Genomic DNA, 13,811 nt, shown 5'->3' on the forward strand with positions numbered 1-13,811 from the left:
TTGAGCCCAAAGTGTTTATCTGTTTTGCTTACTATATGCAGCTAGCCGTCGTTTTTCTTTGCTGCCTCTTGGCATATGTTCGCGGTCATCAAGCAGGCGCTTTACATCAGAAAATGCGCCCTTCCATCTAGCAGTTTCTTTGAATGCAATAAGGCCGGCAGCCTCAACAGCATCACGTTCCTCAGGAAGCCAATCGCTCAATTCAAAAGAATCCTGTAAACTTCTTAGGAGCTTAAGTCGCGCAAGAAGGCTACCTGTGTGTAACTCGCTTAGCACTTCAAACGGGACTGGTTCTACGGTCCGCAGATGCTCTAGTGTCAAAATCGTAGTCCCCGCGATGTCGTGCCAACCCACTTTCCCTCTTTGAGCAACGTAGCACAAGTGATGTCAGTCCACGAAAAGATCGAACGGCGGCAAGGTCCCGCATAGCCGACCTTCACGCCGCCAATGGTAAATATCTCCACTCAACGCAGATCACTTGCCAGTTTCACCCTCATAACGTGACCTCTACTTGCCTCCATGCGGTCACGGGTCTACCAAAAGGCGATTCCGCTCGGAGGCTGTGCAATGACTGACGATCCCAAGACCCTCGTTTCAACCAAATGGCTGGAGGATCACTTGAATGATCCCGATCTGCGGATCATCGACGCCTCTTGGTATCTGCCAGATATGAACCGCGATGGCCGCGCTGAGTACGATCGCGGGCATATCCCGAACGCGCGCTTCTTTGACATCGACGAGATCAGCGACACCCGCTCCGCGCTTCCGCATATGGCGCCGCCCGTGGAAAAATTCATGTCTCGCTCCCGCGCCCTCGGTGTCGGAGACGGGCATCAGATCGTGATCTATGACGGGGCGGGATTGTTCTCGGCGGCCCGTGTTTGGTGGCTATACCGCCTGATGGGGAAAACGGATGTCGCGGTGCTGGACGGTGGCTACCCCAAGTGGGCCGCAGAAGGCCGCCCAATCGAAGACCAGCCCCCTGTATTCAAAGAACGCCATATCACCATTCACCGCCAAGCCGGATTGGTGCGCGACGTCACACAGGTGGCCGCGGCATCTAAACTGGGCGACCATTCTATTCTGGACGCAAGAGGGGCATCCCGCTTTAAGGGTGAAGAGCCTGAGGCGCGGAAGGGCCTGCGCTCAGGCCATATCCCAAACTCGAAGAACATCCCCTACACGTCGCTGTTGAATGCAGACCGGACGATGAAACCCGTCTCTGATCTGCGTGAGGTGTTTCACGACGCAAAAGTTGATCTCTCCAAACCAGTGATCACCACATGTGGCTCTGGCGTGACCGCCGCCATTCTTAGCCTTGCGCTGGAGCGCATCGGCAACCGCAATCACGCGCTTTATGACGGCTCATGGGCCGAATGGGGCCAATTTGATCAACTCGCCGTGGAGACCGGATAATGTTTGAGACCCTAAAAGCCCAACCCGCTGACAAAATTCTATCGTTGATGGCAGCTTACCGCGCCGATCCTCGCGTAGAAAAAGTCGACCTTGGTGTCGGTGTTTATAAAGATGCGGATGGCAAAACTCCGGTTATGCGTGCGGTGAAAGCCGCGGAGAAACAGCTGTGGGACATCGAAGACACCAAAAGCTACACCGGTCTTGCAGGGGATGTAGGGTTTCACGATGTCATGCGCAGGCTGATACTGGCGGATGCCGTTGCGGCAGAGCAAATCGCCGCCGCTGCGACCCCAGGTGGCACAGGCGCCATACGTCAGGGCTTGGAGCTGATCAAAATGGCCGCACCGCAAGCGACCATCTGGCTGTCCGCCCCCACTTGGCCCAACCATCCGTCGATTATCAAATATTTGGGCATGCCGATGGCCGAATACCGCTACTTCGATTCCGCCACACGTGGGGTGGATTTCGGAGGCATGCTCACCGATCTGGACCAAGCCAAACCAGGTGACGTGGTGCTGCTACACGGCTGCTGCCACAACCCTACCGGCGCGAACCTGACGGCCAGCCAATGGCAAGAGGTCGCGGACTTCCTGAAGTCCAAGCAATTGATCCCTTTTGTGGATATCGCCTACCAAGGTTTCGGCGACGGATTGGATGCAGATGCCTATGGCCCGCGCCATCTGGCCAAAACCCAGCCGGAAATGTTGATCGCCGCAAGTTGCTCCAAGAATTTCGGCGTCTATCGTGAACGAACCGGCCTTTTGATGGCAATCAGTCAAGATCCCGCCAAGACGCCATTGAACCAAGGCACAGTCGCTTTCCTGAACCGGCAGAATTACTCGTTTCCGCCGGATCACGGCGCGCGGTTGGTTACCATGGTGCTGAATGACGAAACTCTGCGCACTGATTGGCAAAAAGAGCTGGAAGACATTCGCGGTAGCATGCTGAGTTTGCGCCAACAGCTGTCAGACGCGCTGCGCAAACGCACCAACTCTGACAAGTTCGACTTCCTTGCGCAGCATCGCGGCATGTTCTCGCGCCTCGGCGCGACTGAGGCGCAGGTTGAGCAAATGCGTGAAAGCCACGGCATTTACATGGTGTCAGACAGCCGGTTGAACCTCGCGGGGCTCAACGCGCAATCCGTGCCAATCTTGGCCGATGCAATCGTGGCTGCCGGTGTTTAGGGCTCTCGCCCTTATCGTGACCTTGGGGTTGACCGCCTGTGGTGGTGGCACCCCCGATCCCACACCGGTTTCCCGCGCAGACACCATCCCGCTGCACCCGAACGAGACGCCAGAGCTGCGCGTTCTAATCAACCAATACGCCGACCTCTATGAAGTTCCTCGCGCCTTGGTGCATCGCCAAATTATCCGCGAAAGCACCCACCGCCCCGAGGCCCGCAACGGGCCCTACTACGGGTTGATGCAGATCCTGCCCGAGACCGCACGCACCATGGGCCACCGCGGCCCACCAGAAAGCTTGCTGGATGCGGAGACCAACTTAAAATACGCCGTCAAATACCTGCGCGGCGCGTGGCTGTTGTCAGATGGGGACTTCGACACGGCGGTAAAATGGTACTCCCGCGGCTACTATTATGAGGCGAAACGGCAAGGAAAACTGGTCGAGACAGGGCTTCGGTCCGGCTAGTGGAGTTTCGAAATTCGTCCTCCCCAAACCCGATCTAGACTTTATGTTGAGACACAAGCCCCATTGAATGAACAAAGCCCAAAGGGCGAAAAACACTCGTATTTGCGGTGTAGATATTGACTGGAACTCTGTGACCATTGATGGCAGCGACCGGCATTCTGGTAGGCTTGTCCCCCCAATATCCGAGCAGATTTAGTGGGTCTGCGGCCATCGCGTTATGAGAAGCTGCCAGAACCCCCTCATGAAAAAAGCAATAGCCCAGCGAATTCGATCCAGAGAATGGATAGTAAAGGTATGACGGCGTTGTTATCCATGATTTGTTACTGCCACAGCCCCAGATCAAGGTTCACTGAGATCAATTCTCCAAGAGGCGACGCTCGACCACTTGGACTAAAAACTTGTCTTTCATCGGCGCGTTTTGCTTCGAGGATGCGGCGCGCCTCGGAGGTGCCAAGTTCGTACAGACTGTCGTAGAGACCGAGAGCAAGATTTCCTGAGGCTTCGCTCGCCGCACGCCTTTCAAGTTGTTCATAAGCGGCGGCATCTCCAAAAGAGGCAAGGTAGACGAAATAATTCCAAGTGTGTGCTTCTGGACGATTTGGGAGGGTCTTGAATGCCCAGTTTGGGACGATCCAACTTTTCAACTCATTACGGATGTCAATTCCATGGCGCCGCAGTACGAGGAAATACCATTTCGAATGCTCTGGTTGGTTGCCAATACGTAAGAATGCATCGCGCAAATCTGCACGAACATCCAAAGGAAGGGTTCCTCTATAGTCCAGCAACCCGCCGAGCCAATATCCAATCAGCTGGCTATTTGTTTGCGCATTAACATTCAACGTTGGCCAACTTACGACTGCATTATAGCATTCTTGCGAGGCGTTAACTTGCAAGGCAGAGTTGACGAAATTGGCCTGTGGCACGGATTGAATGTTCATCTCTTTAATTTCTGCAACGATTTCAACCGGGCACGAATTTAGCAAAGCTGCGTCATAGTCCATTTTGATTTGCCTTTTAGGTTATGGAGTGCGGCGGCAGCTTTTCCACTGCCGATAGCGCAACGGTTCTCGGCTAGAAATATTCGACGAAAATCCGAACTGTTGGCGTTTACTTGGACCAGTCGTGCAGCTGCAGATAAAGGGCTACAAATTCTGCGGTTGTCGCCCCCGGACCATTTGGGGCGTCGCCGGTTCGCTGATCATCACGATAAGCTTCGAATATACGTTTGGCATCTTGGTTGTGAAGGTTGGAGAGGTCATCGAGTAGTATCTGTACGTCATTTCCGTAGGTCGTCGCGGCAATTTTGTCAGACAGGGCCTGAACGGCCTGTTGGTCACCAAATTGCGCCAGATAAAGGTTGTATTGCCAGCGCTCTGCGTCTGGCGCGCGCGGGTGTTTAAAGTTCCAATCCGACAAAATTTTACCCTCAAAATGATCCCGAATATCGATGCGGTGAATACGCAGCGCCGTGAATATGTTGAAGGCGATGTCCTTGCTGTAGGGTAGTCGCTTGATTGCCTCAGTGACGTCCGTGCGCAAAGGTTCTACCAGTGTCGGATGATAATTTGAGACGCCGCTAAGGTAGATTTGTGACGCGCGGTTGCTGAAATGCGGACCCGTGCGCAGAGTGAGGTACTTTACGACCGCCTCAGCGCAGGCACGGCCGCCGCCGGACTGCATTGCCGCTGATAGCGGGCTCTCTTCTGTAAAGACTGTGGGGTCGAAGGATTCTACCTGAGCCACAAGAACGGGGTCACAGAAATGAGCGAGTTGAGCATCGTAATCCATCAGATTTTCTCCTATGCCGTACGACGGCAATTTTTCCACTGCCGATAGCGCAGCGGCTTGGTGATAGGCCTGTTTGACAAGTATCCCATTAAATTAAGAGGGTCGGCCTTCATAATGTTACTATGGCTGGAAGTTGAAGGGACGGCTGGTTCGGTGTTAGTGCTTGGAAGTGCGGGGACTGCTACCCCGAGGCTACTTAAGTGATGTGCTGGAAACTGCGCTGTACGTGATGCTCCACCCGCCGTAGCGGTATCGTTAGGGTGGACCATATCAAGTGAGTGCCCCAACTCATGAGCCGTCGCGTTCTGCCACACCCCACTGGAGTTGGTCGTGGTAAAGGCGGGGGATTTGCCCATATTGATTACGGACCCCAGCAGCCCGTTTGCTCCGACCGTTGGCACATAAAAATACAGTCGCATAGCGTCTGGCCGAGGCAAATTTGTGTTCGCCAAAGAGGCTCTAAGCGCAGGGTTTGTGATTGCAGCGCGCGCTGAAAGCGATCGCCTGGCAAAAAGATCAAGCCCGATCAACGCGGCTGTGGTTTTTTTGAACTGCCCAGTCGAATAAAATGGAGTCTCAAACGCTGCCATGGCCGCATCGCTTGTAAAGTCAAGAACGCCTAAATCATTTATATCGAATGAAATAACAGCCTGTCTATAAATTTCGTCTAGCGCAGCTTTCAGTCCCGCAGAAGTATAGGCACCAGTAGAGGTGCGAGTTGTCACAATACTACACACGTCAAGATGGATAACAGCTGGTTGCACACACCAGATATGGAAATAGCCGCGCAGTTGGCCGTCGCAAATGACCTTTACACTCGCTTCACCTGCGGCTTTGCCCTTGATTTTGAACGCCACGCCCGACGCTGTAGGGGATGGGCTGGATACTTCCGCTACGGTAGCGGGCACGATCTCATAGGTGCAATTTCCCAAACAGGTGTTCGTAAATGCGCCTCCAAAGTTGATCTCGACTTGCGCCTCACGACCTACCCCAACCGACACCCACCGCGCACCGTCCCGATCTTCTTTGCTGCCGGGCAGGGTTTTGGCGTCTGTCGGAGGAACCCAGTACTCATCAGCCCCCACTTTGGCGACCAGGTTTGTTTTGTCGTCAAACCCAAAATAACTGGACCGAGGGCCGGTGGATCCTTCGAATGTCGCCACGTCCGGACAGCAAGGAGCTTGGGACACGACCGGCCCCGACGGGGCGATTGGAGAAAGTGACTGAGCAGGAACAACAGGTGCCGCCGTTGCGACTGGAACAGATTGTGCAACCTCCGGCGCCACAGGTTGCACTGTCTGGGATTGGGCTTGAACTGAGACTGGTTGCACTGTCTGGGGCTGAACTGGTTTAACCATATTAATTTGATCCTAACGTAGAATTCCAAGCCGCATCAATGGCCTGCTCGGCGGGAAGTTGCGCCCACGGCTTAAAAGGGTCCTCAAAGAAACGCGGCCCCAAAATGAGGGAAAGCACAATTGCCTTGCCCTCTTGCTGTTGGTCCGAAAGCCCTAATTCTTGCAACCGTGTTCTTGTTCCAGAAAGCACAGCCGATAGGTTCGGCGTTTGACTTGCGAAGAACCTCGCCCTGAAAGCGTTAAACTGGTCAGGTGTCATCTGGTGATCTGGGGGAATCCCCGCGAGATGATCGCGCACCTCAGGCCATTGTCGCAAAAGCTCTGCTTGGGGTGTTGTCTCATGGGCGCTGGAGAACACATCTGCAAGCCGCTTGGCTTTCGTTGCGTTGGAATCCTTTAGGATGTTCAATACCGCGATAGGAATTCCATCTTGAAAACACCAACCGCCCATCGTCATCATCATCTGAGCCAAATAGGAGAAGTCTTCTTTCATGGTTAAGTTGAATGCTCGCCCCACTGAGACGACGTGTTGTGCAATTGATGCCAGCTTGGTTTTTGAAACCCCGTTGAATTGGTCTTGGTACTCCAAGGGCAACCACAATGCGATCTCGTTCGACAAGGCGGAATAACTCACCTCCCTCATTAGACGATGATCGTCTTCCTCGAAGATGACATTTCTCGAAACCCTTTTGGAATTTCGCACGACCGGAGGCCTCAAGTGCAAAGTGTTCTGCACTGGATCAGTGACAATGAGCTCAATTGACGGGCCAGAGGGCAATCTAAAAAATTGCTCAACTCTTGTCGGATTGGCGCAGATGCCTGAGAAATAGATGCGCGCAGTTACGGTGTCCCAAAACCGGAAGAACAGAGGCTTTCCATTTGCGTCGGTCACCTTGGTGAACTTTCGAAAATGACCCCATATATCGTCGAATGATCCGCGTGACCGTAGGTAAATACCAGGCTCATTGTCCCAAATATGCCAAGTAGCTTCGGACCGTGTGAACAAGTTCCGAGTAAAACTGCTACTGTCTTCCAGTCGAACAATCCAAGGAGCCACATCGGCAAGGTCATTCTGGGCTGCCCCCACAAAGAGGCAACGGTGCTCCAACCCTGATGCTAGCAACAGCTCAGGTAAACCAGGCACCTTGGCTGCATCGAGGATTGCATAAGTTTGCTTTGGCAGACCCGAGGGCTTGTCGGATTCCGCCTGCTGCAGATCGGCATTCGCCGGTCGTGGCTGCCCGAACAACGGCCCGCGTAGGGCATCTGGCACGATCTTCGGAGACATGACGCCAAATTGCGCATCCAGCGGCTCAACGTCCTCGATGACCTCAATGCTTAGATTCTGCTCAGGCGGCACAATCGGTGCGCCAAATTGCTGCGTCCAGCAATCTTCTAAATCGGTTTTGATACAATCACCCAAAAATACAAAAGTTCTTTAAAAATAATGAGCTATATTACGTCAGAAAATTCGCAAGAACAATACTGGGATCTGGTTGGCGCAATGGCAACGTCCCCGTGAACCCAAGGAAAATGTAGATAGCGGCGGCATATGTCAGCCTTCGACCAAGCCACTATACTGCGTTAATCCTTGCCCCGCCCGAGCACTTCGCCTAAACGCGCCTACTGAACATCAAGTCTCCGCTACCTTGTCAAAACGGAATTACATTATGACACGTCTTCTTCCTGGCATCCTTGCCATGGCCCTCACTGTTGTGGCCTCCAATGTCCTTGTTCAATACCTGCTGGGAAATTGGCTTACATGGGGCGCATTTACGTACCCTATCGCATTCCTCGTCACTGACGTGATGAACCGCATCTACGGCGCCTCTGCTGCGCGCAGGGTGGTTTTTGTGGGCTTCATCGTGGGCATCATCTGCTCCTTGATCGGGTCGCAAATCATGCTGGTATACGGGCCTGCTGTACCGCTTCGTATCGCCGTGGCCTCTGCCATCGCATTCCTGACTGCTCAACTTCTGGATGTATCGATCTTTGACCGTCTGCGCGAAGGTCAGTGGTGGAAAGCCCCACTGGCGTCGACCATCGTCGGGTCCATTGTAGACACTGCCCTGTTCTTCACCATTGCGTTCTCTGCCTCCGTCACCCTGTTCGGGGCTGAAAATGACGCAGCGATTTCATGGGCTTGGGAAGGTGTTCCGCTTCTTGGTCAAGGCGCGGTTTTGCCACTTTGGGTGTCACTCGCCGTTGCCGATTGGGGGGTAAAACTGGCCATTGCCTTGATCGCTTTGGTCCCGTTTCGCATCATTGTTAGAAAATTTTCACACAAGATCGCGTAGAAAACTCTTGAGTTATCCACAAGATGTGGCACCATTCTTGGTATCAGCAACCATTGAAAGGAGGTGTCCATGTCTAGAGTGATATTGGAGCAACGTGTCAGGCAAGGTACGGAGGTGCGTGTCTAGGGGCAGCCCCCTAACCCACACCGAGGTACCGGTCTCAGGATCAACCTGACCCACCTCCATAATTCTCGTCAAAGGGCGCCCGTTGCTGTGGCGCCCTTTGCTTTGCCAGATTAATCGTATGCCGCATCAATGGTTACTTCGACCAATAGCTCCGGTCGCGCCAGTCGTGCTTCGCCGCAGGCCCGCGCAGGGGCATGGCCGTCCGGCACCCATGCGTTCCAAACCTCGTTCATCGCGGCAAAGTCAGACATATGCGCCAGCCAGATCGTGGCGCGCAGCATTTTTTCGCGTGACGATCCCGCTAAAGCCAACGCAGCATCTACACGTCGCAGCGTTTCCTCTGTTTGCTCTTTGATGCCGTTGCCCTCGCCAACCTGCCCAGACAGATAGGCCACGCCATTGTGCTTCACGACCGTGCTTGCACGCGCATCTGTTTCAATTCTCTCAATCATTTATGTTGTCTCCTGTTGCTGCCGCGGACCGTAACCCCTGTGCCCATTGCACGCACCCCCTATACAATGCTGCACAAGCAGCGTATTGCCCCCCACTTGCGGTGCGCGTTCAGGGCTCGGGCCGCGTTTGGTGGCCAAATAGGGGTGGCTGCTGTTCCCTTTCCGCCCTGCACAGAAAAGAGTGACCCGTGATACAATCCATTCAAGACGCGCTGACAGAGCGCGGCTATACCGACCTGACGCCTGTACAAAAAGCCGTAACCGACGACGATTACCTTGGCGCAGACCTTTTGGTATCTGCGCAAACCGGCTCGGGGAAAACCGTGGCCTTCGGGCTTGCGATCGCACCAACCCTGCTGGGCGAAGAGCAGCGCTTTGACCGCGCGGCCGCACCTTTGGCTTTGGTCATCGCACCGACCCGCGAATTGGCCTTGCAGGTGAAGCGCGAGTTGATGTGGCTCTATGCAAAGGCCGGTGCGGTTGTGGCATCCTGCGTGGGTGGCATGGACATGCGCGACGAGCGCCGTGCATTGGACCGTGGCGCGCATATCGTCGTCGCCACTCCGGGTCGTTTGCGAGACCACATCCAACGCGGCTCTATCGATCTAAGTGAAGCCCGCGCCGTGGTCCTGGATGAGGCCGACGAAATGCTCGACCTAGGGTTCCGTGAAGACTTGGAATTCATTCTATCCGAGGCACCCGAAACACGCCGCACTTTGATGTTCTCGGCAACCGTTCCGGCCTCTATCGCGCGTTTGGCGAAAAGCTACCAGAAAGACGCCATCCGCGTTACGACGAAGGCAGAAAACAGCCAGCACTCCGACATTGAATACCGCGCTATGGCCGTTGCCCCACGCGACGCCGAGAACAGCCTGATCAACGTATTGCGCTACTACGAGGCCCCAACGGCGATTGTGTTCTGTAACACCCGCGCCATGGTCAACCGCTTGACGACCCGCTTTTCCAACCGTGGGTTCTCGGTCGTGGCCCTGTCAGGCGAGCTTAGCCAAAACGAGCGAACCCACGCCTTGCAATCCCTGCGTGACGGTCGCGCCCGCGTCTGTGTGGCAACCGATGTTGCGGCCCGCGGGATCGACTTGCCAAACCTAGAGCTGGTGATCCACGCCGAGCTTCCAAACAACCACGAAACATTGCTTCACCGGTCTGGCCGGACGGGTCGCGCCGGTCGCAAGGGTGTGAGCGCGTTGATCGTGCCCGCCAAGATGCGCCGCAAAGCCGAACGCCTGCTGCAGGGTGCAAAGGTCAAAGCCGAATGGGGCGATGCCCCCTCTGCCGATGACGTTAACGCCCGTGACGAAGAACGCCTGTTCAATGATCCCGTGTGGAACGATACCGCATCAGACAGCGAAGCAGGTTTGGTCGCAAAACTGGTGGAACGCTTCTCTCCGGAACAACTGGCAACTGCCTACACGCGCCTGTTCCGCGAGCGTCAGTCTGCTCCAGAAGACTTGGCACCAAGCGGCTCCGACGCACCGAAAGAACGCCCGGCCTTCGGCGCAAGCGTGTGGTTTTCGGTTTCCGTTGGCCGCAACGACAATGCGGAACCACGCTGGTTGTTGCCCGCAATGTGCCGCGCTGGCGATCTGACGAAAGATGACATTGGTGCAATCCGCATCCAGCAGAATGCCAGCTTCGTCGAAATTTTGAAAACATCCGAAGAGGGCTTCTTAAGAGCGCTTGGCGAAGACATGAAGCTGGAAGACGGTGCGATTGTGACCCGCCTTGAGAAAGCACCTGACTTTGCGTCCATGCCGCGCCCCAAGGGCGGCGGCGGCAAGAAGAGCTTCAACAAGAAGCCATACGACAAAAAGCCTTACGACAAGAAACCACACCGTGGTGGCGACTACGACACGCCCCCACGCCCCGCCGCGACCGAGCAGCCAAAGTCCGGCAAAAGCATCGCGGATGAACGCCCGAAAGGGGCTGTCACCGGCCATAAATCTCAAGGCGACAAAAAGCCCTATGAGAAGAAGCCATACGAAAAGAAGGGCGACAAGAAACCATACGACAAGAAGCCCTATGAAAAACGCGGCGACAAACCGGATTACGACAAAAAGCCCAGTGGAAAGAAACCGTTCAAGAAAGCTGACGGTGACAAACCTTTCCGCAAGAACGACGGTGATAAGCCACGCTTTGACAAGAAGCCTGGTGGCAAGAAGCCGTTCAAGAAGTCAGAAGGCGGAAAACCTGCGGGCAAACGCCCCTCGTCCAGCGCGAATGACACCTCTAAACGCTTCACTCCTCCGGGCGGTAAAACGAAGCCGCGAGTAAACAAAGGCGCCGGCGCCACCCCGAAGCGGGGCAAAGGCAAACCATAATCTGACGTATTCACGGCAAGGATCATGGGGTATCAAGTCCCCATGATCCGCGTGAATGACACCATAACCATCGAAGATTGGGAGCTGACCGAAAGCTTTACCCGCGCCCAAGGTCCGGGTGGGCAGAACGTCAATAAGGTCTCGACGGCTGTCGAACTTCGGTTCGAGGCAGAAAGATCCCCAAACCTGACAGCACCTGTGAAAACACGGTTGAAGCGACTGGCCGGTCGTCGCTGGACCACTGAAGGTGCGTTAATCATTTTCGTGCAAGATACGCGCTCTCAAGCCCGTAATCGGGAGTTGGCCGAAACCCGCCTTCGAGAGATCATCCTCAAGGCACTCGAAACCCCGAAGCGCCGGATCAAAACGCGCCCGACACTGGGGTCTCAACGCCGCAGAATCGCCAGCAAGAAGCAGCGCGGCGAAGTCAAAAACTTACGCGGCAAGGTGAAAGATGACGACTAGACGACAACGTCAATGTCGTCTTGTTCACCCACCCCAAACACCCGTTTGTAGCGCTCGATTTCCGAAGCTGGTCCCATCGCTTTGCGCGGGTTATCCGACAGTTTAACAGTCGGACGGCCATTCGCCGACACCGCCTTGCACACCAGCGAAAACGGCGACAAGGCGTTGTTGGGAACCAAGCCGCGAAAGTCATTGGTCAGCAAAGTTCCCCAACCAAAGGAGACCCGCACCCGACCGCGGAACTGCGCTTGGAGCTCGACGATTTTGTCGACATCCAACCCATCGGAGAAAATCACCAACTTCTTCAAAGGATCCTCGCCTCGGGACTTCCACCAGCGAATGGCGCGCTCCGCGCCTTCCGCGGGATCACCGCTATCAATGCGAATACCAGTCCACCCCGCAAGCCAATCAGGGGCACCGGCAAGAAAACCGTCGGTTCCATATGTATCGGGTAAAATGATGCGCAAATTGCCTTCGTGTTCCTCATGCCAGTCGGCCAACACATCGTATGGCGCTTGCAGCAAAGCCTCGTCACTCTGCGCCAACGCCGAGTAAACCATCGGCAATTCATGGGCATTGGTGCCGATTGCTTCTACCTCGCGGCGCATCGCGATCAGACAGTTGGAGGTGCCCACAAATTTCGACCCCAGCCCTTCCTGCATCGCCTGAACACACCAGTCTTGCCACATAAAACTGTGCCGACGTCGGGTGCCAAAATCAGCAAGGCGCAAGCCTTCAACACTTTGTAATTTTTCGACTTTTTCCCAAAGGCGTGTCATGCCACGTGCATATAAAACCTGCAGCTCGAACCGGCCCATATCCTGCAACACCGCACGCGAGCGCAATTCCATCAGCACGGCAAGTGCAGGGATTTCCCAAAGCATAACCTCTGGCCACTTACCTTCGAACGTCAGCTCATACTGACCGTCATGTTTTTCCAAATGATAGGGCGGCAAAGAGACATTCTCAAACCACTCCATAAAGTCGGGGCGAAACATCTGACGTTTGCCGTAGAAGGTGTTGCCGCGCAGAAACGTGCTTTCACCGCGGGACAGCGACAATGAGCGGATGTGGTCCAACTGCTCGCGCAGCTCGCCCTCATCCACCAGATCGGCCAGCCGAATGTCTTTACTGCGATTGATCAACGAAAACGTAACATTCGTGTCGCGCTTGTTGCGAAACACCGATTGGCACATCAGTAGCTTGTAAAAATCTGTATCAATCAAGGACCGCACAATAGGGTCAATTTTCCATTTATGGTTGTAAACTCGCGAAGCAATATCAACCATTCAACTGCACTCCTGCATCACCCATTCCCGCAAGAGCTGCATCTAACGATCCGTCCATATCAATGGCGCGGCACAAGCCGACGTCCACCGCCACTGAAAACCCCAGATTTGCCCCGTCGACTGCTGAAAAATTGACGCAAAAATCCAAGGCCAATCCTACGATTGTCACCTTCGAAATTCCGCGACTTCGCAGGTAACCTTCGAGCCCTGTTGGCGTCACGTGATCATTTTCAAAAAACGCGGAATAGCTATCCACATCAGGGTTAAACCCTTTTCGAATAATTGCTTGCGCTGTGCTGTCCGAAAGGTCTGGGTGAAACTCTGCCCCTTCGCGCCCTTGCAGACAGTGATCTGGCCATAAAACCTGCGGACCATAAGGCATTTGAACCACAGAAAACGGCTCGCTTCCTTCGTGAGACGACGCAAAGGACGAATGCCCCGCGGGGTGCCAGTCTTGAGTTAAGATGATGGTTCCGAACTGAGGCATCAGCGCGTTGATGCCGTCAACAATTTCGTCCCCCCCCGCGACAGCTAATGCACCGCCCGGACAGAAATCATTCTGAACGTCGATGACGATCAAAGCCTCATCGGCTGCACGCATATCTCATCCTCCTAGGATTTCGCCTGAACTTGC

The 13,811-nt window shown here is 54.7% G+C and carries 15 protein-coding genes; 7 read left to right on the forward strand and 8 right to left on the reverse strand.

Annotated features, from left to right (window positions below; genetic code table 11):
- Nucleotides 1-15 precede the first annotated feature (15 nt).
- Nucleotides 16-201, reverse strand: a complete 186-nt coding sequence (locus Q0746_RS07655) for a hypothetical protein (RefSeq protein WP_298258885.1) — start codon at nucleotides 199-201, stop codon at nucleotides 16-18.
- 366 nt (nucleotides 202-567) lie between these two features.
- Here Q0746_RS07655 and sseA point away from each other — a divergent pair, with 366 nt between their 5' ends.
- The 3 genes from sseA to Q0746_RS07670 are packed head-to-tail and all read left to right on the forward strand — an operon-like array spanning nucleotide 568 to nucleotide 3,063.
- The gene (sseA, locus tag Q0746_RS07660) at nucleotides 568-1,416 is read left to right on the forward strand and encodes a 3-mercaptopyruvate sulfurtransferase (protein WP_298258887.1); all 849 of its coding nucleotides are present in this window, start codon (nucleotides 568-570) and stop codon (nucleotides 1,414-1,416) included.
- Nucleotides 1,416-2,600, forward strand: a complete 1,185-nt coding sequence (locus tag Q0746_RS07665) for an amino acid aminotransferase (protein ID WP_298258888.1) — start codon at nucleotides 1,416-1,418, stop codon at nucleotides 2,598-2,600. The genes sseA and Q0746_RS07665 overlap by 1 nt, the downstream gene beginning before the upstream one ends.
- A 28-nt stretch (nucleotides 2,601-2,628) precedes the next feature.
- Nucleotides 2,629-3,063, forward strand: coding sequence for a lytic transglycosylase domain-containing protein (locus Q0746_RS07670; protein WP_298259702.1), 435 nt, complete (start codon nucleotides 2,629-2,631; stop codon nucleotides 3,061-3,063).
- Nucleotides 3,064-3,383: 320 nt separating this feature from the next.
- On the opposite strand, the gene Q0746_RS07675 is transcribed toward Q0746_RS07670, so the two are convergent.
- The 3 genes from Q0746_RS07675 to Q0746_RS07685 form a co-directional block, all read right to left on the reverse strand.
- The gene (locus Q0746_RS07675) at nucleotides 3,384-4,064 is read right to left on the reverse strand and encodes a hypothetical protein (RefSeq protein ID WP_298258890.1); all 681 of its coding nucleotides are present in this window, start codon (nucleotides 4,062-4,064) and stop codon (nucleotides 3,384-3,386) included.
- A gap of 106 nt (nucleotides 4,065-4,170) precedes the next feature.
- A complete protein-coding gene (locus tag Q0746_RS07680; protein WP_298258892.1) occupies nucleotides 4,171-4,851 on the reverse strand; it encodes a hypothetical protein in 681 nt (226 codons plus the stop codon).
- A gap of 11 nt (nucleotides 4,852-4,862) precedes the next feature.
- On the reverse strand, nucleotides 4,863-6,014 hold the full coding sequence (locus tag Q0746_RS07685) for a hypothetical protein (protein ID WP_298258894.1): 1,152 nt from the start codon (nucleotides 6,012-6,014) through the stop codon (nucleotides 4,863-4,865).
- Here Q0746_RS07685 and Q0746_RS07690 point away from each other — a divergent pair.
- Nucleotides 6,005-6,205 carry a hypothetical protein gene (locus tag Q0746_RS07690; protein ID WP_298258896.1) on the forward strand — a complete coding sequence of 67 codons (201 nt, stop codon included), beginning with the start codon at nucleotides 6,005-6,007 and terminating at the stop codon, nucleotides 6,203-6,205. The two genes, Q0746_RS07685 and Q0746_RS07690, sit on opposite strands and share 10 nt — an antisense overlap.
- 5 nt (nucleotides 6,206-6,210) lie before the next feature.
- Here Q0746_RS07690 and Q0746_RS07695 read toward each other — a convergent pair whose 3' ends face one another.
- Complete coding sequence (locus tag Q0746_RS07695; RefSeq protein ID WP_298258898.1) at nucleotides 6,211-7,632, reverse strand: DUF4123 domain-containing protein; 1,422 nt, start codon at nucleotides 7,630-7,632, stop codon at nucleotides 6,211-6,213.
- Between the two features lie 247 nt (nucleotides 7,633-7,879).
- On the opposite strand from Q0746_RS07695, the gene Q0746_RS07700 reads away from it, so the two are divergent.
- Entirely contained in the window at nucleotides 7,880-8,506 is a 627-nt protein-coding gene (locus Q0746_RS07700; RefSeq protein ID WP_298258900.1) for a queuosine precursor transporter, read from the forward strand.
- Between the two features lie 236 nt (nucleotides 8,507-8,742).
- Here Q0746_RS07700 and Q0746_RS07705 read toward each other — a convergent pair whose 3' ends face one another.
- Nucleotides 8,743-9,084 (reverse strand): RidA family protein, encoded by a 342-nt coding sequence (locus Q0746_RS07705; RefSeq protein ID WP_298258903.1) that lies wholly within the window; start codon nucleotides 9,082-9,084, stop codon nucleotides 8,743-8,745.
- 188 nt (nucleotides 9,085-9,272) lie between these two features.
- Here Q0746_RS07705 and Q0746_RS07710 point away from each other — a divergent pair, with 188 nt between their 5' ends.
- Nucleotides 9,273-11,423 (forward strand): DEAD/DEAH box helicase, encoded by a 2,151-nt coding sequence (locus Q0746_RS07710; protein ID WP_298258905.1) that lies wholly within the window; start codon nucleotides 9,273-9,275, stop codon nucleotides 11,421-11,423.
- 42 nt (nucleotides 11,424-11,465) lie between these two features.
- A complete protein-coding gene (arfB, locus tag Q0746_RS07715) occupies nucleotides 11,466-11,888 on the forward strand; it encodes an alternative ribosome rescue aminoacyl-tRNA hydrolase ArfB (RefSeq protein ID WP_298259704.1) in 423 nt (140 codons plus the stop codon).
- On the opposite strand, the gene pncB is transcribed toward arfB, so the two are convergent.
- A complete protein-coding gene (gene pncB, locus Q0746_RS07720) occupies nucleotides 11,885-13,177 on the reverse strand; it encodes a nicotinate phosphoribosyltransferase (RefSeq protein ID WP_298258906.1) in 1,293 nt (430 codons plus the stop codon). The two genes, arfB and pncB, sit on opposite strands and share 4 nt — an antisense overlap.
- On the reverse strand, nucleotides 13,170-13,778 hold the full coding sequence (gene pncA, locus Q0746_RS07725; protein ID WP_298258908.1) for a bifunctional nicotinamidase/pyrazinamidase: 609 nt from the start codon (nucleotides 13,776-13,778) through the stop codon (nucleotides 13,170-13,172). The genes pncB and pncA overlap by 8 nt, the downstream gene beginning before the upstream one ends.
- Between the last annotated feature and the right edge of the window lie 33 nt (nucleotides 13,779-13,811).

This window comes from uncultured Litoreibacter sp. (assembly GCF_947487515.1).
Classification (GTDB): Bacteria; Pseudomonadota; Alphaproteobacteria; order Rhodobacterales; family Rhodobacteraceae; genus Litoreibacter.